This window comes from Saccharopolyspora sp. NPDC050642 (assembly GCF_040654735.1).
Taxonomy (GTDB): Bacteria; Actinomycetota; Actinomycetes; order Mycobacteriales; family Pseudonocardiaceae; genus Saccharopolyspora; species Saccharopolyspora elongata.
In genome coordinates, this window is sequence record NZ_JBFAIN010000010.1 from 36,708 (window position 1) to 60,523 (window position 23,816).

Genomic DNA, 23,816 nt, shown 5'->3' on the forward strand with positions numbered 1-23,816 from the left:
CGACCCCCGGTCGGCGCACTTGCCCGACGTGGCGACATTCAAACCAGCCGCCGGGCATCCGGTCCATGACGAGATCGTTGTCGACCGAATAGGGAGCGGCTATCGCTACAAGTCGCGTCCCCGTGGCTCTGCGGCGAGCGCGACGAACGCGCGCGCGGCTGGGGACAACACCGCATCTCGGTGCAGGAGACCGAAGTCCCGTCCAAGAGTCGGTGTCGTGCCGACGACGACCACACCGGAAGACGCGGCTCGCTCGGCGAACGCAGGAGGCAGGAAAGCGGCCCCGACACCGGCGCGCACCAGCCGGTGCACGCTTCCCAGGTGATCGGTCTCGATCACCACTCGCGGCTCGATGCCCAAGTCGCCCCAGGCCGCTTCCACGAGATCGCGGACGACCGTTCCCCGTGGCGGAAGGATCAGCGGCACACCGGCGATTTCGCGCAGCGCCACCGAGCGTCGGCGACGACGCCCCGGGGGAAGGGCGAGCGACAACTCCCGCCTGCCCAACACATGCGTGACGACCTGCGCTTGTTTCACCGGCAGGTAGCCGACCCCGACCTCGCAGCCCGCACTGTGCACGACGGTGGCGGTATCCCCCAGCTCGCCGACGTCCCGCAGGTTGACCCAGACACCGGGATGCGCCGCGCGGAACCGCGCCACCAGACCGACCAACGGGTCGAGCGCGAGGTCGGCAGGTGCCACGACGTCAAGCCGTCCCTGCCTCAGCTCCGCGATCGCATGCACGGTGTCGTGCACGTCGGCGATGCCGCGCGCGATCTGATGCGCCGGCCCGAGCAACGCCGCACCCGCAGCGGACAGCTCCATGCCTCTCGGCATCCGGTGGAACAGCTCGGTGCCCAGCTCCTCCTCCAACGCCCGAATGGCCTGGGACAACGCGGGCTGAGCGGTGTAGAGCGCTTCGCTTGCGCTCGTCACGCTGCCGTGCTCGGCTACCGCGAGGAAGAACCGGAGCTGGCGAACGTCCACGAGGGCAGCTTAGATGCAGTTCTTAGTATCGGTGCAACGGTGTTCGTCCGGGCCGGTGGTGGGAGGCGTCCGTGGAGTTTCGCCAACTGGAGTGCTTCCTGGCAGTGGTGGAGCATGGCGGAATCGTGCGCGCCGCTGCGGCGTTGCACCTCGCACAGCCGTCGCTCACGCAATCGATCCAGGCCCTGGAGCAGGAGCTCGGGATCGAGTTGTTCCACCGCGTCGGCCGCGGCGTCGCCTTGACCCCGGCGGGTAGCGCCTTGGTCAAACCGGCCCGGCAAGTGCTCCGAGACGCCGGCACCGTCCGCGCATCGGCCGCAGAACTGGCCGGTGCGGACGCCGGGCAGCTGCAGATCTCGGCGATCCCGGGCTGCATCCACCACCCGCTGGTGGAGCTGGTCAGCGCGTTCGCCGAGCTGCACCCCGAAATACCGCAGCGCATCACGGAGGCCGACTCGGAACAACAACTCGCCGAGTGGGTCCGCGAGGGGCGGGTAGAACTCGGTTTCGGCTACTTGCCCGCCCCGGAGAGCAGCCCTTCGCGCCCAGAACCCGAGCTCGAGATCACCGTCTTGGGCCAGGACGAACTGTGCCTGGCGGTGCCGGTCGAGCTCTCCGCGCAGCTCGACGACCCGGTCCCGTTGTCCGAGTTGCCCGAGCTGCCTGTGATCGCGGTGTCCCGTGGTGCCGTAGCCCGTCAAACCGTCGAAGACGCGCTGCGCAACGCGGGAGTACGCACCTCTCTGGGCGTGGTGACCGAACACCGGGATCTGGAACTGCCATTGGTCTCCGCCGGGCTCGGAATGGCCTGGACCACCCGGGCCTCCGCGCAGGGCAGCCCATCCGTCGACGTCGCGGTGCATTCCCTGGATCCCCCCGTGGTGCTGTCCCACGGCGTGCTCCGCCGCCGCGGGCACCTCGCACCGCCGGCCCAGGCATTCCTGGACTTGGCACTCAGCTCCGCTGAACGCCACGGCTGAAGTCATCCTGCGAGCGCACTGCCTCGTCTGCCATCTCGCACGATTCCCCGGGCTACCAGTGCCGTCACCTCATCCGTGCTGAAACCCGCCTGCTCCAGGACGGCGATGCTGTGCTCGCCCAGCGCCGGGGGCGGCGCAGAGGTTTCCGGTGTCCAGCCCATGAAGTGATACGGCAGCCCGACGTACGTTTCCTCGCCGCCATCCGCGTCCCGTCCGCGGGCGAAGATCCCCGCAGCGACGACGTCAGCGGCCTCCGGCACCTGCTCGTAGTTGCGCACCGCGCCTACGACCAGACCGTTCTCCGACAACCAGCGGACGCAGTCCTCGGTGGTCCGTGCGGAAAGCGCCGCGCCCAATTCCTGCAACAACTTCCGACGATTGGCCACCCGCATTTCGTTCGTCTCGAAACGGGGATCAGTGAGCAGGTCGATGCGCTCGATCAAGCGGCACAACGTCGCCCAATGCGCGTCCGTGTAGGCCGACAGGACCACGAAGCCGTCGCTGGTGCGGATCAGGTCGGCTGCCGGAGCGACCGTCGCCTGCCCGTTGCCCCGTCTCGTCGGAATGGTTCCGGTGGCGAAGTACTCGGCGAAGTTCGGAGCTTGCAGATGGATCGCCACCTCCAGCAGCGAAATCTCGATCTCCGCTCCGTCCCCGGTGCGCTCGCGGCGGAACAACGCCGCGAGGATCGCCTGGGCCAACGCGTGCGACGTCGCCGCGTCGACGAGCGCAAGCCCCACGCGCTGCGGGTCCCCGCCGGCCGCGCCGGTGAGCGACATGATGCCGCTCTCTGCCTGGGCAGCGATGTCGAGACCAGGGCGCTGCCGGGACGGACCGTGCATTCCGAACCCGCTGACCGAGGCGTACACCAACGCCGGGTTCCGCTCGCGAAGCTGCGTGGCGCCGAGTCCCATCCGTTCCATCGCGCCCGGCCGCATGTTCTGCACGACTACGTCGGCACCGGAGGCCAACCGGTGCCCGGTCTCCCGTCCGAGCGGATGGCGCAGGTCGAGCGCGATCGCCTGCTTGCCCCGGTTGTAGGCGCGGAGCATCCCGTCGCCGAAGCTCCCGATGTTGCGGGCCGACTCCCCGCCCAGGGGCTCGACCTTGATCACATCCGCACCCAGGCCCGCCAACAGTGCGCCCGCCCCGGGGGCAGCGATGTACTGACCGAAGTCGACGACCTTGACGCCTTTCAGAGGTGCGCTCATCGATGATGAATCCCTTCTCGCACTGTTCCAGACGATCTACGCGTCATTCCGGTCGACAGTCACCACGAGGCGGCCGAGGACGTCTCGATCGGCGATCCGGCGCAGCGCTCCCGGGACGTCGTCGAAGGTGGCCCCGTCCACCAGCGGCTGCACGAAGCCCTGCTCCCGGTAGCGCAGCAGTTCGTCGTGGATCTCCCGGCAATAGGCGGGGTCGTCCCGGAACGGCCTGGTCCGGAAACCCACGACCGAGTAGTTCTTCAGCAATGCGTGGTTCACCGGCAGCTGTGGAATCGTGCCGCTGGCGAATCCGACCACCAGCAGCCGTCCCTCCACCGCGATGCACTTGCGGGACCGGTCGAAGACCTCACCGCCCACCGAGTCGTAGATGACATCGGCACCGCGACCGCCGGTGACCTCCTTCGTCACCGCGACGAAGTCGTCCTCGTGATGATCGACGACGACATCGGCCCCCAGATCGGCACACGCTTTGGCCTTGCGGGCACCACCGGCCACCGCGACCGTCCTCGCCCCCGCCGCCTTGCCGAGCTGTACCGCGGCACTGCCGATGCCGCCGGCCGCGCCGTGGATCAGCACCGTCTCGCCCTTGGCGAGCCCGGCACGGCGGAACAACGCCATGTGCGACGTCTGGTAAGCCACGAACAGCGCAGCGCCCTCCTCCCAGCTCATGTCGTCAGGAAGCGGCAGCAACCGCTGCACGGGAACGACCACCTCCTCCGCGAGCAGCCCGGCCGTGGTCTGGCCCGGCGTGACGACGACCCGGCAGCCCACCAGCGACTCGTCGACGCCATCGCCGACCTCCTGAACGGTCCCGGCGGCCTCACCGCCGATCGAGAACGGCGTCTGCGGCTTGTCGTGGTACTTCCCCTGGCACAGCAGGAGATCCGGAAACCCCAGGGCGGCCGCGCGGACGCTCACCCGCACTTCTCCCGAGCCCGGCCGAGGTGTCGGGATGTCCACCAACCGCAGCGCTCGCTCCGGCTCGCCGGGCTGCTGAACCTGCCATGTCCGCATCGGCACCTCCGATGATCGACGTCGATAACGGCGAGTCAACCGACCAGGCTGCGGAGCCGTCCAAGACGAGTTGTCGCCTACAGGGATAGGCGACGCCGATCAGAGGTCCTGCGCAGCGGCGAACTCGCTGCTCAGGTCGACGAAAGCGACTGCCGCGGGCGAGAGCGGTCCGCTGCGGTGCACCACGCCGATGCGCTGCTCGAGCACGGGATCGGTACGCCGGACCAACGCCCCGCGCAACCCGGCCTGCTCGGCCAGCGACTGGGGGAGCAGCGCCGCACCAGCGCCCACCAGGACGAGGTCCCGGGCGTGCTCCTCCGACTCCGTCTCGACCGAGATGTTCAGCGGCGCTCCCGGGGCACAGCTCACTTCGAGGAGGTCCCGGATCGGGTTGCCGCGCGGACCGGCCACCAGGGGAAGTCCGGCGAGCTCCGCCAGGCGGACCGGCATCCGACTGCCGATGGGACTCTCCGGTGGCAGGACGAGCAGCAATCGCCGGACGCCCAGCGGCACCGACACCATCCCGGTCACCGCTGCGGGCAGGAACGTCATCGCGATCTCGCAGGCGGCGGTGCGCAGGAGCTCGTTGATCGAGGTCGTGCCGGGATCGAGGACGTTGACGCACACCTTCGGATACCGGGCCCGGAACATGCCGATGATGCCGGTCAGCGGATCAACACCCAGGCCGGGGCTCGTCACGAGGTTCAGCCAGCCGCCGTCGAGCCGGGCGATGCTCCTGGCCTTGTCCACCAGGGCTGCCAGGCCGCCTCCGACCTGCATCGCGGGCCCCAGCAGGGCCTCCCCGGCCGCGGAGAGGACCATGCCCCGGCCGACCCGGTGGAACAGCTCCACACCCAGATCCCGCTCCAGCGCGCGCAAGCCCTGCGTCAAGGTCGGCTGGGCGACCTGCAGGGCCTTGGCGGCCTTGGTGACTCCCCCGTGCTCCGCAACAGCGACGAAGTACCTCAACTGCCGCGAATCCATGACCTCGACAATAGCCAACGGCCGGTGACCGACCGGGCGACTAGGCTCGCCCGAACGGACCAATCGGCGGGAGAGAGGTTTGCGTGGATTTCAGGCAAGCCGAGGTGTTCCTGGCCGTCGTGGAGCACGGCAGCCTGGGCAAGGCCGCGATCGCCCGTCGACTCACCCAGCCCGCGGTGTCGCAGACCATCCGGGCGCTGGAGCGTGATTTCAGAACTCCGCTGTTCCACCGGGTCGGGAGTGGGCTCGTGCTCACCCCCGCCGGCGAGGCGGTCGTCAAACCCGCGCGGCAGATCCTGCGCGACCTGGCCACCGCCCGCGCATCCGTCGCCGAAGTGTCCGGCGCCCCGTCCGGCACGCTCGAACTCGCCGCCATCTACCCGGTGTTCGAGCAGCCCTTGATCGAGCTGATCGGCGCCTTCCGACGCGATCATCCCGGCGTCACCGTGCGGGTGACCGAACCCGACAACGAAGAAGTCCTGCTGCAACAGGTGCACGAGGGGCGCGTGGAGCTGGGCTTCTGCCATCTGCCGACGGCCGGGCCGCACGACGTGCCCGGCCTGACCACCCATGTGATCGGGCGAACCGAGTTGTGCGTCGTCATGCCTCCGCACACGCGGCCCGACTTGCCCGACCCGCTGCCCTTCGCGGAGATCCCCGACCTACCGGTGGTCGCCGCGCCCGGCGGGGCGGTCGCCCGGCTCGCCGTCGAGGAGCGACTGCGCGCCGCCGGCATGCGCACTCGGCTCGGAGTGGTCACCGCCAACCGGTCCATGCAGATCCCGCTGGTGCTGGCCGGCACCGGGATGGCGTGGACCGGCCGCCGCAGCGCCGACCTCGCAGAGGTGCGGGGTGCCGTCGTCCGGTCTCTGGCGCCACCGATCTCGTTGCCGCAGGCGCTGATGCACCGTCCTGGTCACCTCGCACCGTCCGCGCGGGCACTGCGCGATCTCGCGGTGCAGCGGGCTTCGACCGCCTGACGAGGCGTCACTTCGAGCACTTTCGGCGGGCAGCACCTCCTCGTCGAGGAAACAGCGGACCCGCTCCACGATTTCGGCCGCCCGAGGGGACGGTGTCAGATCCACCTTGATCTCCAATCGTTCTCGCCCGCGTCGCGAGCCCATCGGGCGAGGCCGAGCAGCTGCCCCTGCGATGCCTTCCTGGTCGGAGTCCCATTGGTGTCGGCCCGAACGGCATGGCGTGGGCCGGTCGATGCTCAGCCGCGAGTTGCGTATCGCGCCACCAACTCGGCCGTGTCCTTCTCCGGACGGATGAGCCACACCGCCGCGATGCATCCGATCGCCATCAACGCACCGGTGAAGGTGAACCCGGAGCTGTAGCCGGCCGCCGGGGTCTCCCCCGCACCGACGAACAAGCCCATGATCATCGGCGCGAGCACACCTCCCAAGCTGTAGAAGCCGATGACGAACCCGAAGACGACCCCGCGCTGCTTGGCCGGCACCACGTCCGACACCGCCGCGAACGAGATCGCGAATGCCGCCGAGTACAGCGAGAACCCGAGCACCACGAACAACATCTGCAAGCCGCTCTGCCCCAGCAACGCGAAGCCCAACATCGACAGCCCGTTGGCGACCACCAGCCCGGCGGCCAGCCAGCCCCGCGCCAGCCGGTTCGACACCCCGCGCGCGCTCAGCCAGTTCGACAACAACCCGAAACCGATGTTGGCCAGCACCCCGACCGCGTACGGCAACGTCACCAGGTACCCGGTGGCGGTGGCGCTGTAACCGAGGCCCTCGCGCAGGAACAACGGCAGCCACGACACCTTCAACGACGTGCCCCAGTAAGCCAGGAACATCAACAACCCGAGTCCGATGATCGTCGGACGGGTGAACAGCACCCGGTAGGGCACCCGCTCCGGCAGGGCGCCGACCGCGGCGACGGTGGTGGCTCTCTCGGTGCCCATCCGACCGAATGGCAGCCAGAGCACCAACCAGACCAACCCCGCCGCGATGAGCACGATGAACGCGGCGTGCCAGTCGAACGCGGAGATCACCCAGGTCAGGGTCGGCGCCGCCAGCAGCGGCCCGAGCGAGGTCCCCGCGTTGATCACCCCGGACGGCAATGCACGTTTGTCCGGCGGGAACCAGGAATGCGCGATCGACATCACCAACGCCGCCGCCGGGCCCTCGGCGAAACCGAGGATGATCCGGCACACCAGCAGCGTGCCGAATCCGACCGCGCCGACCAGCGGAACCAGCGTCAAGGTCCACACCACGATCAGCGCCACCACGATCCACCGCGGGCTGATCTTGCTGGTGAGCAAGCCCACCAGGATCGCACCGGCCGCGAACAGCCAGAAGAACGCGCTCTGCACCAGCCCGAACTGCTCCGCCGACAGCCCGAGGTCCTGACGGATCTGGACTCCGGCGAACCCGATCACCGCCTTGTCCGCGAAGTTGATCAGCATGAACGACATGCACAACAGCACGACCGCCCAGGCGCTGGTCCGGCTGCGTCCAACGGCCGTCCCGTTGCGGCCGTTCAACAACTGCTCGTCGATCGTCATCCTGCCTCCACGCCATTGGGGATCGGTGGTATTGAACGATCTGCGCGAGCGAGACGACCAAGACGCAAACGGCGTCAACCGCATAGGAAGCGGCAATGGTCGCAGACACAGCCGACGCGATGGTCGGCGTGGGCGAGTTCGGCGATGGTGAGCTGATGGATCCGGCTGGTGCCCGCGCACAGCCGGAACAGCCGCACGTCTCGGCAGAAGCGTCTGCGAATCCGCGATCATGCCCTGCACGAGCTGGAAGCCGGCTTGGCCCGACTTCCGGTACCGCGGGCCGGCATCAGGGCCCGGTGTCGTCCGTTGGACGAAGCAGGCCGAACCTGTCACCGAGCAAACGCCGACGCGAACCGCAGATCAACGACGAGCCCCTGATGGCTCGCATAGGCCGGCCCTATGCGTCGGCTTGCGGAACCGTCTTGGTGCGGCGACCGGAAGTGAACTTGCATGGTGGCCAGTCCGCTCGACAAGCCGAGGAGATGTCCGTGGATTCAGCCGAAGTGCGCTACGAAGTGAACGATTCGGTCGCCACCATCACGATGAACCGGCCGCAACGGCGCAACGCGGTGTCTAAATCGTTCATGAAGGAGCTCGCCGAGGTGCTGGGCACCGCCGCGGCCGACGACGACGTCCGAGTGGTGATCCTCACCGGCTGCGGCGGCTACTTCAACGTCGGTGCCGACCTCGCCTCGCCACCGGAAACCCGCGGGCTGTCCCGGATTTCCAAGGATCGCGACCGGCATCACGTCCTCGACGGCAGCCGCTGCGTGGAGCTGCTGCACCGAATGCCCAAGGTCACCATCGCGGCGATCAACGGGGCGTGCGCCGGTGCTGGCCTCGGGCTCGCGCTGGCGACCGACCTGCGCTACGCCGCCGACATCGCGAAGTTCAACACCGCCTTCCTCACCGCCGGCATTTCGGGTGACATGGCGGCGGTGTGGTTCGCCAGTCAGGTAGCCGCACCGCAGAAGGTCCGCGAGTTGTTCCTGGTCCCCCAGAAGTTCACCGCCGCGCAAGCCCTGGAGTGGAACCTGCTCAACGATGTCGTGCCCGCCGATGCGCTGGCCTCCCACGTCACCCGCGTGGCCCAGCAGATCTCCGCCTTCGCACCGCTGGCCGTGCGCCATATGAAGGCCAACCTCAACGACGCCCTGCTGTCGCCGCTGAGCGAGTACCTGCCGCGCGAGGTCGATCGCGTCGTGGACTCGGCCCACACCGAAGACTCCGTCGAAGCAGCCCGTGCGTTCCTGGAGAAGCGCGCACCGAAGTTCACCGGTCGCTGACTGTTCCGCTTCAGGTTCTGGGGCTGTTGATCGACGGTGTCCTCAATGGCGCCCTGGGAGCAGACGGAATCAACATGGGCACCCGTTTCCTCTGCACGCAGGAAGCCCCGGTCCCGGCTCCGGGCGTCGCTGTCGAGCTGAGCCGCGGAAGACGAAGTGTCGAGCACGTATTGGAAGATCATCACCCAACCCGACTGGATGATCGGGACGAGTCAGGCGACTCCGCGCACGCGGGTGACGAGCACGCCCGCGAGCAGGGTGACCACCGCCGATGCGGTGAACAGCCCGGCATAGCCGCCGAGGTGGGCCAGGACCGGCGTGGCGAGTGCAGGGGCGACGACTTGGGGCAGCGAGTTCGCGATGTTCACCACGCCGAGATCCTTGGCGCGGTCGGTGGCGGTCGGCAGCACCTGCGTCAGCAGTGCCAGCGCCACCGCCCAGTAGATCCCGAAACCCAGTCCGAGCAGCGGAGCGGCGCACAGCGCCGAGGTCCACGTCGGCCACGCGGCCAGCAGCAGCGCGGCCAGCGCCATCAGCGCGCACGAGGTCAGGATGTAGGGCTTGCGCCGCCCCGTGCGGTCCGACAGCGCTCCCGCGACGACCCCGCCGACGGCGAGCGCGGCACCGTAGAGGCCCATCAGGACCAGCAGGCCCGTCTCCGGATCGGGGTGGCGCACGGCGTCACCTAGGAAGAACAGCAGGTAGAGCGTGCCGAAGGCGTTGCCCAGGTTGATCATGAAGTGGCAGCCCCAGCCCCACGCGAAGTCGGGATACCTGCGCGGCGACACCCAAAGCCGCCGCGCTGCGGTGGCCAGCCCGCCTGCGGGTTTCGTCGGCAGCATGGCGTCCGGGGTGCGCAGCACGAACGCCGCTGCCGCGAGCACGACTAGTGCCGCGCACGCCAGGTAACCACCGGCGAGCCCAGTGATCAGCACCGTCACCACCAGCGCGCCGACGACGGTGCCCAGCATCTGGCTGATGCCGACGAGTCCGCCGATCCGTGCCCGCTGCGTCACCGGAACCCGGTCCGGCAGCGCCGACGCCAGGCTCGCAAGCATCGCGTTGAGCCCGGCCTGCACCAGGCACCACCCGACCGTCATGGTCACCACGTCGCCCGCCGCGACGAGGACCGTCAGCCCCGCCGCCCCCACGAGCGCGCCGCCGAGCGTCCACGGGTGCCGGCGGCCGAACCGCGAGGTGGTGCGGTCGGAAAGCATGCCCGCCAGCGGGTTGACCACCACCGACACCGCCGCGCCGACCCCGGTGACCACGCCGAAGACGACCTCCTTGTCCACACCGGCGAGCAGTTCCGCCTGCCGGGGCAGCAGTACCTGGATCGGCGCGTAGAACGCCAGCCACAGCCCGAGATTGGCCAGGAAGAGCAACGTCGTCCACCCGGCGCGGACCGGGGTTCGGGGCTCGGCGAATGCGGTCATCTCGACCGCTTGATCACGTCGCGGTACCAGGCGAACGAGTCCTTCGGGGTGCGCACGAGCGTGTCGTAGTCGACGTGCACCAGGCCGAACCGCGACGCGTACCCCTTGGACCACTCGAAGTTGTCCAGGAGCGACCAGACGAAGTAGCCGCGCACGTCCGCACCGGCGTCCACGGCCTCCCGCACGGCGGTGAGGTGGCGGGCGAGGAAGTCGATGCGGTCGGAGTCGTGGATTTCGTCGAAGCTGCAACCGTTTTCGGTGATGTGCACTGGCGGCATCTCCGGGTAGCGCTCGTGGAGCAGGACGAGCAGCTCGCGCAGTCCGTCCGGCACTACCGGCGATCCGTTGGTGGTCATCGGATAGCCCTCGACCGGAACGAGTTCGAACGGTAGCGGGCCGGTGGTCCGAGGCGCGCGGACGGCCATCGGCTCGTAGTAGTTGACGCCGTAGAAGTCCAGCGGCGCGGCGATTGCCGGCAGGTCGTCGGCGAAGCCGTCGGGAAGCCGATCATGCAGCACCTCGGGGTAGCTGCCGAGCAGGATCGGATCGGCGAACAAGCGGTTGATCAACGCATCCAAGAAGGACACCGGCTCCGGGTCTTCACCCCAGATCGGGCTGTGGTTGTTCGCGGTTCCCACCGCGCGGGCGCCCGCCGCCCGCAACGCCGCCACGGCCCGGCCGTGCGCCAGGAGCTGGTGGTGCGCGGTCGGAATCGCGTCGAGCAGCAGCGCCTTGCCCGGCGCGTACTCGCCGATGCCGTAGCCGAAGATCGACATGACCATCGGCTCGTTGAGCGGGATCCACATCTTCACCCTGTCGGCGAAGCGCTCGCCGACGATCGCGGCGTACTCGGCGAACCGTTCGGCGGTATCGCGGCTGAGCCACCCGCCCTGGTCCTCCAGCGCCTGCGGGGTGTCCCAGTGGTAGACCGTGGCGACCGGGTCGATGCCTGCTTCGCAGAGCGAGTCGAGCAGGCGGTCGTAGAACGCGATTCCCTCGGGGTTCGCCGGACCGCGACCGTCGGGCTGGATGCGAGGCCAGGCCAGCGAGAACCGGTAGGCGTCCACCCCCAGGTCGGACATCAGCGCGACGTCCTCGAGGTAGCGGTGGTAGTGGTCCGTGCTGACGTCGGCGTGCTCGCCGCGCGCGATCTTGCCGGGAGTGGCGGTGAAGGTGTCCCAGATGGAACGTCCCCGGCCTCCTTCCGCGGTGGCGCCTTCGATCTGGAACGCCGCGGTGGACACGCCCCAGACGAAATCGGAGGGCAAGTGCGGGACCTTCATCTCGATCACTCCCCAAAACGTGAATTTTATTCGGAATATAGTGCCGATCAGGCACTCGCGGAAGGGACGATGTCGAGGCGATCATCAAGTCCGGCCCCTCGGGCTGGAGTTCGCGCGGGACGGCCCGCCGGGCGGGCGTCTCACCCGCTGCGCCTGCACATCACTTCCACGACGAGAAAGGCTGCTGAGCGCGCGGCAACCTCGGACTCCGCGCCGCAGAGCGAGGACCTCAGCATCGAACTGAGATCAACGAGCCCACCCGGCGGTTTCACAACGTGACCGGCATGGACCGGCAACCCGAGTCAGGCATCTCCAAGCAGTGCGCGAGCCTGCAGGGCAAGCCAGAGCTCGGCGATGTCACGTGTGTCGTTCACGTTGTGCCCGGTGATCTCCTCGACCTTGCGGATCCGATAGAGAACGGTCTGCCGGTGCACGTGCAACGCATCCGCTGTCTTCCGCCAGGAGCGCTGGTTGTCGAAAAACGCTACGAGCGTGTGCAAGAGCTCTGACTGGTGCAGTCGTTCGTAGTCGATGAGCTGCCCCAGGACGCGCAAGACCAGGGCGTTCGCGTCGTCGATTCCCGCGACACCCAGCAGCGGCGTGGCGTCGCCGTACCTGAAGGTGTGCGGGGTGACGCCGGCCGCAGCGCGGGCCGCCCAACCCGCCTCTCGCGCCGCCTCTGGGATCCGCTCGACGGTGGCGATCGGGCCGCTGATCCCCACCAGCGCCTCATCGCCGAGGTTCGCGCGCATCACGGAGTTTGCCTGGTCGCCGTCGACGCAGAGGACGTACAGCACGCCCCGCCGATGGACGCCGAGCTGACGCACACCGTTCCGCCACAGCGCGACGTGCAGCTCTCGAAGCTTGGCGATGTCACCGGAGGTGACTGCGAAGAGGTTGGCCTGCGAGACGTCCAGGCCGAGCGCGTCCAGCTGGCGGCTACCGCTGTGCGCGTCGATCTGTCCCTCGATCAGCTGGGCCAACAGCTCGGCGCCCAGTCGGCGGTCGTGCTCGATCCTGGCCAACGACTGCGAGAGCTCCAGGGCGAGCACCGTGACCGCGTGCTGCATGAGGATCGCGTCGAGCACGCTGCGGTCGATCGACACCAGGGCCAACACCGCGTTCGGCTGTGTCGGAATGTCCACCAGTCGAAGCTCGCGCCCGTCCCGCAGGGGGACCGCGAACGCACCGGCGCGCAGATCGGAAGCGCCTGATGCCGTCTGGCGCAGTGCCTCGGTGAGCACCGGGTCGAAGCGCGGGTCCTGCGGGTACCACGGCTGGGCCGACTCTCGGTGGCAGACGCGCACCTCGCAGCCCAGCTGCTGTGACAGGTCCTGGGAGAGCACCGATGATTCCCCTCGATGGGTCACCATTCGCTGCATGGCGTGGTAGATCCGCTCGGTCCGGATCAGCCGGTCCGACTGCTCGAGCAGATTCGCGGCGGCAACGGCCTGCGAGATGGCCACGAACGGCATGGGGTAGTCCACCGTCAAGATGCTGAACCCCAGCCGCTCGCTCTCCTCGGCGAGCTCATCGGTCAGCGGCGGGCAGTACATCCGCTCCCCGATCGCCAGGCCGCTCGCCCCGGCGTCCACCAGGCGCTCGATGTGGGCCCGCTGCCGGGCTCCCTCGGCCGGGAAAGACATGCCGTTGGTCATCAGGAGCTCACCACCGGCCAGCCACTGCCACGGCTCGGGCAAGTCAGACGTGTGCGTCCACGAGACCTCCCGACCGAGCCCACCCGCACCGGAGTGCAGGTGCAGCCGCAGGTGTGGCAGCTCGAGCAGATCCGCCACCGTGATTGCCATGGCCACACGTTACACAGACGTATGACGGCTCTTGTGCGTTTGCACGCTCCGCAACAAGAGCCGGCAGACGAGCCCGCGCCTACACCCGGCATCGTCCAGCTGACGGAGTGTGCTTGGACATGCTGCTCGGCCGTCGAGCGCTGATGGTGCTCGTCTGCGGCGCCCAGACCGGTCAGACGGCGGACGACGGGCCGGACGTACGCGCCTCGGTCTTGCTCATGAGGGTGATGAGGTCGAAGGCCACCGTCGCGGCCGCCACGCACGTGATCTCGGCGTGGTCGTACGCCGGAGCCGTCTCGACCACGTCGGCTCCGACCAGGTTGAGACCGTCGAGCCGGCGAAGCAGGTGCAGCAGTTCGCGGCTGGAGAAGCCGCCCATCTCCGGCGTACCCGTGCCCGGTGCGAACGCCGGGTCGAGCACATCGATGTCGATCGAGAGGTAGACCGGGGTGTCCCCCACCCGCCGCCGCACCGCATCGACGGCTCCGTCGATTCCGAGCGTGTCCAGGTCCCCGGCCCGGATGACCCGGAATCCGAACGATGCGTCGTCGACGAGGTCGAGCCGGTCGTAGATGGGCCCCCGGATGCCGACGTGGATCGACTTCTCCTCGGCGAGCAGGCCCTCCTCGAACGCGCGGCGGAACACCGTCCCATGGGTGATCGGGGCCTTGAAGTACGTATCCCAGGTGTCCAGGTGCGCGTCGAAGTGGATGAGCGCGATCGGGCCGTGCTTGTCCCGCGCCGCGCGCAGCATCGGCAGCGCGACGGTGTGGTCACCGCCGATGGTCACCAGGCGCCGATCCCGGTTCCCGACGACCTCGCGGGCGAACCCTTCGATCTGGTGGACCGCCTCGTCGATGGAGTACGGCGTGCACGGAACGTCGCCGGCGTCGACGACTTGGACCTGCTCCAGCGGCGCGGCGTCGAGCTCGACGTGGAACCTCGGCCGCAGGTGCCGCGAGGCCTGCCGGACCCCCATCGGCCCGAACCGGGCGCCGGGCCGGTAGGACGTGCCTCCGTCGAAGGGGACGCCCAGAACGGCGATGTCGTAGTCGGGCACGGCGTCGATGGCCGGGATCCGCGCGAAGGTCCCGAGCCCGGCGAAGCGCGGGACCGCGGTGGAATCGAGGGCACCGATCGGCTGGTGGTCGCTCATCGTTGGGTGGCTCCGTTCAATGGGAGGTGGGGTGGATCGGCGGAAGACGCCGGACGAACCGTCTCTGGGGTTGATCTGGTTGCTCGGTTACTCGGATTGCGGCTGCGCGTCCGCGACGCTCGCGACGGTCTCGCCGGCGCCCGCCGTGCGCCGGGCCAGCACCGTGACGGTGACGTAGTACAGCGGCGAGACGATGAGCAGGCCGGCGATAAAGGAGAGGTCGGTGTCGCCGAGAAGCCTGGCGATCGGCCCGGTGTACGCCGTACCGACGACCATGAAGGGCAGCTGGACCGCGACCCCGATCAGGTAGCAGATCACCGCCGGCCAGTTCACCAACCCGTAGCGACCGCCGTCGCGCCGGAAGAAGTCCTCGACCGCGTAGTCGCCGTGCCTGACCAGGTAGAAGTCGACGAGGTTGACCGCCGTCCAAGGGACCAGGGAGCCGAGCAGCAACGTCAGGAAGTTGTTGTACGTCGCCACGAAGTCGTCGCCCGCGGTGAGCGCCACCCCGAGCGCGACCACGACGAGCCCGGTGGCGATCCAGGCCCGCTCGCGGCTGCCGGCGGTGAAGCGCGGCGCGAACGTCTGCGCGATCGTGATCGTGCACAGGGTGCCGCAGTAGAGGTTCATCGCGTTCGTGGCCGCGACGCCGATGCTGAACACGGCGACGACCAGCACGCTGATCCCCGCGGTCGCCTTGGTCAGGGCGACGACGGGGTCCAGGTCCGGCAGGAGCAACCCGATGCCTGCGCCGAGGAACATCGGCAGGATCGAACCGAGGCTGGTGCCCCAGTAGCTCATCCAGAATGCCGGCTTCGCTCCGGTCTGCGCCGGCATGTAGCGGGAGTAGTCCGAGACGTACGGCGCGTAGGCGATCTGCCAGACGGCCGAGGCCGAAACAATGCTCATGAACCCGGCCAGGCTGGCACCGCTGGTGTGGAAGAAGGTGACTGGGACCGGGTGCACCACGAACGCCCAGACGAACGCCAGCAGCAGAACCGTGCCCGAGACGTAGGTCATGATCCGCGCGTAGGCGTGGATCAGCGCGTATCCCCAGATGGTGGCCGCGAGGCTGACGACCGCGATCAGGATGATGCCGCCGCGCTGCCCCAGAGGTGGAATGACGGACGCGAGGGACTCACCTCCGAAGACCAGGATCGAGATGAAGAACCCGAGGTACATGCACACCACGATCAGCACGATCAGCACGGAGCCCCAGGAGCCGAACTGGCCCTTGGTCTGCACCATCTGAGGTACGCCGAGACGCGGGCCCTGCGCGGAGTGCAGTGCCATGAAGACCGCACCGAACAGGTTGCCGATGACGATCGCCAGGGCCGCAGACCAGGCCGGCTGGCCGAAGAGCGTGGTGGCCAGAGCACCCGTGACGATGGACAGGACCATGATGTTGGTGCCGAACCAGATCGTGAACATGTCCCGGTTCGTGCCGTGTCGCTGGTCCAGCGGGATGGGCTGGATGGTGGCCGACTCGATGCTCTCCTGCCGCCCTGTCAGCTGCTCGCTCATTCCGCTCCTTCCCCCGCTAACGGATCCGGTTGACCATCACGTGCTTGGTGCGCGAGTAGTCGTCGAGCGCGTACGCCGACAGGTCGCGCCCGTAGCCGGAGGATTTGAAGCCGCCCCACGGCATCTCGGTGGCGAACGCGAGATGGTCGTTGACCCAGACCGTGCCGAAGTCCAGCCGAGCGGGCAGGTCGGCGGCCCGCCGCGCGTTCTCGGTCCAGACCGACGCCGACAACCCGTACCCCGTGCCGTTGGCCGCGGAGACCGCGGCGTCTTCGCGGGTGAACGTCTCGACCGTCACGACCGGGCCGAAGATCTCCTCGCGGGTGCACTCGGCTCCGTCCGGGATGTCCACCAGCACGGTCGGGGGGACGAAGAAACCGTCACCGTCCGGTGCCTTGCCGCCGGTCGCGGCTCGCACGCCTTCGGCGTGGGCCCGGTCCAGGAAGCCGACCACCCGGTCGCGATGCGCCTGCGAGACCAGCGGGCCCATCTCGATGTGGTCCCCCTCCGCCGGGTCGCCGACGGCCAGCGCCTCCGCCCGGGACACCAGCCGCGCGACCAGGTCGTCGTACACCGACTCCTCGACGAGGACCCGGCAGGCGGCACCGCAGTCCTGTCCGGAGTTGCCGAAGCCCGCGAACGCGACGCCGTCGGCCACCGCGTCCAGGTCGGCGTCGGCGAACACCAGGACGGGCGCCTTGCCGCCGAGCTCCAGGTGCACGCGCTTGAGCGACTCGGCGGCCGCGCGGGCCACCGCCTGGCCGCTGCGGACGCTGCCGGTGACCGACACGAGCGCGACATCCGGGTGGGTCGCAAGCGCCTCGCCGACGACCGGCCCGTCACCGGTGACCACGTTGAGCACGCCGGCGGGCAGTACGCCGGCCAGCAGCTCTGCCAGTCGCAGAGCGGTCAGCGGGGTCTGCTCGGACGGCTTCAGCACACAGGTGTTGCCGGCCGCCAGGATCGGCCCGATCTTCCAGGCTGCGGTGAGCAGCGGGTAGTTCCACGGGGTGATGGCGGCGACGACCCCGACCGGCTCCCGCACGATCATCGAGGTGCGGCCGGCGACGTACTCACCGGCGCTCAAGCTCTGCTGAGCACGGACCGCCCCGGCCATGAACCGCAGGGTGTCGATCGCGAAGGCGACGTCCTCGCTGGCCAGCGGCATCGGCTTGCCTGCGTTGGCAGACTCCAGCCGCGCGAGCTCCTCGGCATGCGTCTCGACCACGGCCGCGGCCGCGAGCAGCACATCGGCACGGTCCTTCGGCGTCTTCTGGCGCCAGTCGGCGAACGCCGTCCTGGCAGCGGCCACAGCCTGGTCGACGTCGGCTGCCGTGCCGCACAGGGCCCGGGCGATCGGCTGCCCCGTCGCGGGGTTGACCACTGGACAGGTCTCGGTCCCGGTGCCCGTCCAGCGAGCGCCGTCGACGAAGTGCGTCAACGCTTCCGGCTCGGCACCGACCGGCGCCGGGTCGTCGCCGGTCAGGGGAGCCGCCTCGATCTGCGGTCGTGTCTCGGTCATCGTGGATCCTTCGCTCGTCAGGCTCGGCTGGTCGGAAGACCGCGCTCGACGACGTCCACCAACATGTCGACGTAGGTGTCGGTGTCGTCGTTCGCTGCGCGCGGCGGTGGGTCGTGGGCGAGGGCGGAATTCACCTGGGGGCTCAGGAAGTAGGCGCCGGCGGTGAGCAGGGTGAGGGTTTGGAATTGGCCGGGACTGCGCGCGGCGAGCTCGTCGAGCGCAGTCTCGGGCTCCTGGTCGGCGCACGAGGCCACCGCGCCGACGAAGGCTTCGGTCAGGTCCGGCCGGTAGCCCAGGGCCTGATCGATCAACGCCTCGGGAACCCCTGCTGCGGTGGCCGACGGCATCGGCTCGGACGCCGGGATGAGAACGTTGGCGAGTGCGGCGAAAGTGCGTCGCTGTTCGGGATCAAGCATCACGGGGTCCTCAGTGGGCAGTGGTCTGGTCGTGCCGGTTGTCGGCGAGGTGGCGCATCGCCCGCAGCGCGACGGCCATGATGGTGGCGGTCGGGTTGACGCCCGTCGAGGTGACGAACACGCTGCCGTCGATGACGAAGAGATTGGGCACGTCGTGGGCGCGGCCGTACTCGTCCACGACGGAGGTGGCGGGATCGGTGCCCATTCGGGCGGTGCCGAGGAGGTGCCAGCCGCTGTCGCGGACGACCGGGATGGGGTGGACCGCGGTGGCCCCTGAGGCCAGGTGCGCCTCGATGGCCCGGTCGACGTGGAACTTGAGCATGCGCTCGGTGTTCTCGCCGATGGTGTAGTGGATCTTCGGCGCCGGGATGCCGTCGGAGTCGGTGGTCGCCAGGTCGAGGACGACCTCGTTGTGCTCCTCCGGCAGGTCTTCGGTGGTGATGCCCCACTCGGTGTAGCGCCCGAAGGTACTCCGCAGCCGGCTGTGGAAGGCCGGTCCGAACGCGTCGCGCCAGTCCTGGCCGGGCTCCCACAACGTGTGGGTGAGCGGGCCGCCGGTCGGCATCAGGTTCCACTTCGCCCCTCGGACGAAGCCCCGGTCGGCGTCGGTCTCGTAGAACTGCATGGACTGCAGCGCCTGCCCGGTAGGACCCAGCCAGGTCTCGAGCTCCTCCTCGTAGGTCCCGTACACCGAGGCATAGGGGTGCACCATCAACCGCTTGCCGACCAGACCCGAGGAGTTCGCCAGGCCGTCGGGGAACTGCGCGGACGTCGAGTTGAGCAGCAGTCGCGGGGTGCCGATCCCATTGGCGGCGAGCACGGTCACGCCTGCCGCCTGGTGGTGCAGGGCGCCGTCGCGATCGATGTACTCGGCGCCGGTCACCAGACCACGGTTGTCGACCGTGAGCTGCCGCACCCTGGCTCCGGTCACCAGGACCGCTCCGGCGGCGATCGCCTCACGCCAGTGGGTGAAGTCGGTGCTCGCCTTCGCACCGGTCGGGCACCCGGACTCACACGCGCCGTACCTCAGGCAGGCGGGCCGGTTCTTGAACTTCCGCGAGGCGATGGCGTTGGGCGCGGGCCACCAGTGCCAGCCGAGCTTGTCCATCCCCTTCGCCGCGGCGAGGCCGTACTTGCCGATCGGCAGCGGCGGCAGCGGAAACGCGTGCGCATCCGGGTACGCCGGGTCTCCATCGAGCCCGGACGCACCGATGTGGTGGGTGACCTCGTCGTAGAACGGGCGCAGGTCCTCGTAGGTGAACGGCCAGTCGTCCGCCACCCCGTCGAGGGTCCGGACTCGGAAGTCGGAGGGCAACGCCCGCACCCAGTGACCGGAGAACAGGATGGTGCTGCCTCCGACGCCGTTGAACATGAGCGGCTCGATCGGACTCTCGGCGGTGTCGATCGGGTAGTCGCTTGCTGCTCCGCGCACGTTCGGGCTGGGGTTCCACTGCTTCAGGCGGGCCAGTTCCCATTCGGGCTTTCCCCCGGGAAAGTCATCCGGGAGTGCCCAGTCGCCCTGCTCGAGGCAGACCACGCGGAACCCGCGCGTGGCCAATTCGAGGGCCGCCACTCCGCCGGAGGCACCGGCACCCACGATGAGGACGTCTGCGTCGCGGTGGTCCTGCTGTGCGTTCACCAGTCGATCTCCCGATCAGCTCGGTTCGGTGCGGCACAGAATGCTTGCGCAGGGCTCGACCACGCTACGGTCCAACCGCCACAACCGAGTCGCCACTGCTTGAGCGAATGCACAACCGGAAGAGACCGTCCGCTGGGCCGGTGCCGGGCGTCAAGCGGCCGCGCGAAGCCGCAGCTCAGCGAGCATCCGCTTCTGCGCGATCGGTGCCCTGCACGCACGCCGGCCTCATATTCCGTTGCGGAAGTATTCGCCCGAGTACCGCACCCTCCTGGAGCATGCGCGGACGGACCACGAGGCGGGCCGCAAGACGTCTACAGTGGACTCGATGCGAACGGCGCGCATCGGCATGCACCGGCCCCAGCAACCCGAACGATCGCGGGCAGCCGACTCAGCCATCCGAGGACGGGCTGGCCCGTTCGGCATCCCACCTCAAGCACCGGTCAATAGAACGAACGATTGATGCCCAGCCCGCGCGCACGCGCCGCCGCGTTGCCGCAGCACGCGCGACCTGTTCAATCTCGAATCACACCAGGAAAAGCCGCAGGATAATCAAGTATCATCCGGCCCTCGATTGACACCCGAGAGCCCGTACCCTAACGTGAGATCGTTCACTTTACCGAACGATCGAAGTTTGACGCCGAACGGGAGCCTGCGCACTCGATGCGGTTCCCGTAGCAACCGCTTGCGCCAGCCGATCAGCAAGTCGCGCCCCGCTCTCGGCAACCGGGTTCAAGATCGCTCAGCCGTTCGCCGCACGAACGCCTCGCCACACCGGCCACACCGGCGCATCCGCAGCCCATGGGCTTCGGGGCAGATCAACGGGAGGGACTCGATGCCCAGCTCAGCAGGGGGCCTGACGCTCGAGAACGCTGTCATCTTCGACGGCTGGTCCGCCGAACTGACCGAGGGATCGCTGCGGGTCGCCGACGGTGTCATCGCTGAGATCGGACCGCGGGTGAGCCGGGCCGACAGGGTCGTCGACGCCAAGGGTGCGACAGTGCTCCCGGGCCTGATCGATGCGCACTTCCACGCCTACGGGATATCCCTGAACAACCTGGAATTCGAAAGCGGGCCGCTGAGCTTCCTCGCGCTGGCCGGAGCGCGCAGGCTGGAGGCCGCGCTGCGGCGCGGATTCACCACCGTTCGCGACGTCGCCGGTGGCGACATCGGGCTCGCCATGGCGATCGACGCCGGGCTGTTCCCCTCACCGCGCTACCTCTACACCGGGCCTGCGCTGAGCCAGACCGGCGGTCATGGCGACTGCCGACCGGCCGAACTCGACATCTGCGTCCACGGTGGACACATGAACGAGGTCGTCGACGGTGTGACGCCGCTGCGCGCTGCTGTCCGAGAACGATTCCGGCATGGCGCGCACGCCATCAAGATGATGGCCTCTGGTGGCGTGGTCTCCCCCGCTGATCCGCTGCTGCCCGCGCAGTACTCCGCCGAGGAGATCGCGGCAGTGGCCGACGAGGCGGCCCGGCGAGGCAGTTACGTCGCGGCGCACGCCTACTCGTCCGAGGCCGTCCGGCATTCCGTGGTCAACGGTGTGCGCTCGGTCGAGCACGGCAACCTGCTCGACGAACCGACCGCCTCGCTGATGGCCGACCACGAAGCCTTCCTGGTGCCCACGCTGATCGCCTACGACGCGATGGCTCGGCGCGGTGCAGAGGTCGGCCTCGCCGAGGTCGCCGAGGAGAAGAACCGGGAGGTGCTCGAAGCAGGCGGAGTGGCGATCGAGCGCGCGCTCGCCGCCGGTGTTCCAGTCGGCTTCGGTTCCGACCTGATGGGTGACCTGGAGAACGAGCAGTTGCTGGGCCTGCGACTGCAGACCGAGGTCGCAGGCGTGCTCGCCTGCCTCCGGTCCGCTACTTCGGTCAACGCCGCACTCATCCAGCGCGCCGATCTGGGCCGGATCGCGGTCGGCGCCCGGGCCGACCTCCTGCTGTTGGACGGGGATCCGTTCGCCGACCCCGCCGCGCTTTGGGACCAGCAACGGCCACGACTGGTCGTGCAGGGGGGCGCACCGCTTGGCAGCACATGACCTTCCTTGCAACGAGAACAGGCTCCTGCGCCTGTGCCGTGCCAGTCGCGGTGGCGCTAGCCCGCAGCAACCGCCGTCGCGGTCGGCACTCGGGCGCAGCACGTCGAGCGAGGCGACCGGCTGACCCGACCTGCACCGCACAGCATCGAGGAGATCATTTTGCGCGCACCCGACCACCGCGACCGGGTTGCTCGTCTGCGTTCGGAGATGTCTCGACGCGATCTGACGGGCTACCTGATCCCGCACGAAGACCACTACCTCAACGAATGGACGCCCGCCGCCGAATGCCGGTTGGAGTGGCTGACCGGATTCCGCGGCTCGGCCGGCATCGCGGTCGTACTGCTGGATCGAGCCGCGCTGCTCACCGATGCCCGCTACACCAGGCAAGCCGCGCAGCAGTGCGCCGAGGACCTCTTCGAGGTCCACGACCTGGTCGGCCTCCCGTGGCAGGGCTACGTCGCCCGGCATGCCGATGGCGGTGCGATCGGCTTCGATCCCGCCTTGCACTCCATCGCCTCGCTCGAAGTGCTTCGCGCGTTGAGCCGAGAATCGTCCTTCGAAACCGTTGCGGTGCCGGAGAACCTGATCGACGGGATCTGGCAGGACCGGCCGGCCGTCGAGGTGCTGCCGGCCCACGTGCATCCGGTTCGCCTGGCAGGCGAGAGCTCCGCCTCGAAACGCAACCGGATCGCCGGGGAGCTCAGCGGCGGATGCTCGGCGGCGGTGATCGCGACCTGCGACAACACGGCGTGGTTGGTGAACATGCGCGGCGGTGGACTGCCCTTCCTCCCGGCCCCGCCCAGCCGGGCCGTGCTGCACAACGATGCGAGTGTGGACCTGTTCGTGGAACCGGGATCCGTGGACGACCGAGCGCGCGAACAACTGGGCGACGACATCCGGATCCACCCACCGGCGATGTTCGCCGACCACCTCAAGACCTTGGCGGGATCTCGCGCGCTGGTGGACCCCGCGACCACCTCGGTCGCGATCGAATCCCAGCTGCGCGAGGCCGGCGCGCAGGTCGTGCACGGCAGCGATCCGTGCCACCTGGCCAAGGCGGTGAAGAACGAGCAGGAGATCGCTGGGGCGCGCGACGTGCATCGGCGCGACGGTGCGATCTTGGTCCAGCTGTTGCACTGGATCGACACCAACGGCCCGACCGGAAGTGTGGACGAACTCGCCGTCGCCCAGCGGTATCGCGAACTGCACGAGGCCGACGAACGCTACTGGGGACTGGGCTTTCCGGTGGCGGCCTGCGTCGGGGCGCACTCGTCGTACCCGCACTACGCACCGACGAGCGAGAGCAACGTCCCGCTGGAACCGGGCGAGGTGTTCCTGATCGACGGCGGCGCCCAGTACCACGACGGAACAACCGACATCACCCGCACGGTGCCGATCGGCACGCCTCGCCCGGAGCACGTCCACGCGCACACGCTCGCCCTCAAGGCCCACATCGCGCACGCCGTGCTGCACTTCCCGCCCGGAATCGGCGCGATGCACATCGACGCCGTAGCCCGCCAGCACTTCTGGCGTGCGGGCCTCGACTACGGCCCCGGCACGGCGCACCTGATCGGCTCCTTCCTGAAGGTGCACGAGGGTCCGATGTACATGCACTGGAAGCGGGGCAACGAGGTTCCGCTGCTGCCCGGAATGATCATCGAGCACGAACCCGGCTACTACCGCCCCGACGAGTTCGGCGTGCGGGTGGAGAACACCTTCCTCATCGGGGAACCGGTCGTGCCGCCGGGAGGCGAGCTCCCGATGTGCGGGTTCGAAGTGATCTCGCTCGCCCCCATCGACCGGCGGCTGATCGACCTCGACGCCCTCTCCGACGAGGAGATCCACTGGATCGACGAGTACCACGAGAGGGTCGAGGACGAACTCCGGAACCTGCTGGCACCGGAAGTCTCCTCTTGGCTGCACGAGATGACGCGCCCGCTGCGACCCGCGGCGTCCTCCTGATCCAGCTGGTACCTCGTTG

At 68.9% G+C, this 23,816-nt stretch carries 18 protein-coding genes; 5 read left to right on the forward strand and 13 right to left on the reverse strand.

Annotated elements, in window-relative coordinates:
* Window positions 1–105: 105 nt before the first annotated feature.
* The gene (locus AB0H93_RS17735; protein ID WP_358573519.1) at window positions 106–987 is read right to left on the reverse strand and encodes a LysR family transcriptional regulator; all 882 of its coding nucleotides are present in this window, start codon (window positions 985–987) and stop codon (window positions 106–108) included.
* Between the two features lie 71 nt (window positions 988–1,058).
* Between AB0H93_RS17735 and AB0H93_RS17740 the strand changes: the two genes are divergently transcribed.
* Window positions 1,059–1,967, forward strand: coding sequence for a LysR family transcriptional regulator (locus AB0H93_RS17740; protein WP_358573521.1), 909 nt, complete (start codon window positions 1,059–1,061; stop codon window positions 1,965–1,967).
* Between the two features lie 2 nt (window positions 1,968–1,969).
* Here AB0H93_RS17740 and AB0H93_RS17745 read toward each other — a convergent pair whose 3' ends face one another.
* The 3 genes from AB0H93_RS17745 to AB0H93_RS17755 all read right to left on the reverse strand — a co-directional run bounded on the left by AB0H93_RS17745 (window position 1,970) and on the right by AB0H93_RS17755 (window position 5,194).
* Entirely contained in the window at window positions 1,970–3,178 is a 1,209-nt protein-coding gene (locus AB0H93_RS17745) for a CoA transferase (RefSeq protein ID WP_358573524.1), read from the reverse strand.
* 36 nt (window positions 3,179–3,214) lie between these two features.
* Window positions 3,215–4,210 carry an NADPH:quinone oxidoreductase family protein gene (locus AB0H93_RS17750; RefSeq protein ID WP_358573526.1) on the reverse strand — a complete coding sequence of 332 codons (996 nt, stop codon included), beginning with the start codon at window positions 4,208–4,210 and terminating at the stop codon, window positions 3,215–3,217.
* A gap of 99 nt (window positions 4,211–4,309) precedes the next feature.
* Window positions 4,310–5,194 (reverse strand): LysR family transcriptional regulator, encoded by an 885-nt coding sequence (locus AB0H93_RS17755; protein WP_358573528.1) that lies wholly within the window; start codon window positions 5,192–5,194, stop codon window positions 4,310–4,312.
* Window positions 5,195–5,277: 83 nt separating this feature from the next.
* Between AB0H93_RS17755 and AB0H93_RS17760 the strand changes: the two genes are divergently transcribed.
* Entirely contained in the window at window positions 5,278–6,174 is an 897-nt protein-coding gene (locus tag AB0H93_RS17760; protein WP_358573530.1) for a LysR family transcriptional regulator, read from the forward strand.
* 236 nt (window positions 6,175–6,410) lie between these two features.
* Here AB0H93_RS17760 and AB0H93_RS17765 read toward each other — a convergent pair whose 3' ends face one another.
* On the reverse strand, window positions 6,411–7,721 hold the full coding sequence (locus AB0H93_RS17765) for an MFS transporter (RefSeq protein ID WP_358573532.1): 1,311 nt from the start codon (window positions 7,719–7,721) through the stop codon (window positions 6,411–6,413).
* A 128-nt stretch (window positions 7,722–7,849) separates the two neighbouring features.
* Between AB0H93_RS17765 and AB0H93_RS17770 the strand changes: the two genes are divergently transcribed.
* Window positions 7,850–9,007 carry an enoyl-CoA hydratase-related protein gene (locus tag AB0H93_RS17770; RefSeq protein WP_358573535.1) on the forward strand — a complete coding sequence of 386 codons (1,158 nt, stop codon included), beginning with the start codon at window positions 7,850–7,852 and terminating at the stop codon, window positions 9,005–9,007.
* Window positions 9,008–9,219: 212 nt separating this feature from the next.
* On the opposite strand, the gene AB0H93_RS17775 is transcribed toward AB0H93_RS17770, so the two are convergent.
* The 8 genes from AB0H93_RS17775 to AB0H93_RS17810 all read right to left on the reverse strand — a co-directional run bounded on the left by AB0H93_RS17775 (window position 9,220) and on the right by AB0H93_RS17810 (window position 19,791).
* Window positions 9,220–10,443, reverse strand: a complete 1,224-nt coding sequence (locus tag AB0H93_RS17775; protein ID WP_358573537.1) for an MFS transporter — start codon at window positions 10,441–10,443, stop codon at window positions 9,220–9,222.
* The gene (locus AB0H93_RS17780) at window positions 10,440–11,726 is read right to left on the reverse strand and encodes a GH1 family beta-glucosidase (RefSeq protein ID WP_358573990.1); all 1,287 of its coding nucleotides are present in this window, start codon (window positions 11,724–11,726) and stop codon (window positions 10,440–10,442) included. Before AB0H93_RS17780 ends, AB0H93_RS17775 begins: the two co-directional genes overlap by 4 nt.
* A gap of 302 nt (window positions 11,727–12,028) precedes the next feature.
* A complete protein-coding gene (locus tag AB0H93_RS17785; protein ID WP_358573539.1) occupies window positions 12,029–13,534 on the reverse strand; it encodes a PucR family transcriptional regulator ligand-binding domain-containing protein in 1,506 nt (501 codons plus the stop codon).
* A 172-nt stretch (window positions 13,535–13,706) separates the two neighbouring features.
* Window positions 13,707–14,690 (reverse strand): agmatinase, encoded by a 984-nt coding sequence (gene speB, locus AB0H93_RS17790; RefSeq protein WP_358573542.1) that lies wholly within the window; start codon window positions 14,688–14,690, stop codon window positions 13,707–13,709.
* Between the two features lie 87 nt (window positions 14,691–14,777).
* Complete coding sequence (locus AB0H93_RS17795; RefSeq protein ID WP_358573544.1) at window positions 14,778–16,214, reverse strand: cytosine permease; 1,437 nt, start codon at window positions 16,212–16,214, stop codon at window positions 14,778–14,780.
* Between the two features lie 16 nt (window positions 16,215–16,230).
* Entirely contained in the window at window positions 16,231–17,736 is a 1,506-nt protein-coding gene (locus AB0H93_RS17800; RefSeq protein WP_358573546.1) for an aminobutyraldehyde dehydrogenase, read from the reverse strand.
* Window positions 17,737–17,753: 17 nt separating this feature from the next.
* Window positions 17,754–18,152 carry a hypothetical protein gene (locus tag AB0H93_RS17805; protein WP_358573548.1) on the reverse strand — a complete coding sequence of 133 codons (399 nt, stop codon included), beginning with the start codon at window positions 18,150–18,152 and terminating at the stop codon, window positions 17,754–17,756.
* Between the two features lie 10 nt (window positions 18,153–18,162).
* The gene (locus AB0H93_RS17810; protein WP_358573550.1) at window positions 18,163–19,791 is read right to left on the reverse strand and encodes a GMC family oxidoreductase; all 1,629 of its coding nucleotides are present in this window, start codon (window positions 19,789–19,791) and stop codon (window positions 18,163–18,165) included.
* Window positions 19,792–20,623: 832 nt separating this feature from the next.
* On the opposite strand from AB0H93_RS17810, the gene AB0H93_RS17815 reads away from it, so the two are divergent.
* Window positions 20,624–21,835 (forward strand): amidohydrolase family protein, encoded by a 1,212-nt coding sequence (locus AB0H93_RS17815; RefSeq protein ID WP_358573553.1) that lies wholly within the window; start codon window positions 20,624–20,626, stop codon window positions 21,833–21,835.
* 159 nt (window positions 21,836–21,994) lie between these two features.
* Entirely contained in the window at window positions 21,995–23,797 is a 1,803-nt protein-coding gene (locus tag AB0H93_RS17820) for a M24 family metallopeptidase (protein ID WP_358573555.1), read from the forward strand.
* Window positions 23,798–23,816: the final 19 nt, after the last annotated feature.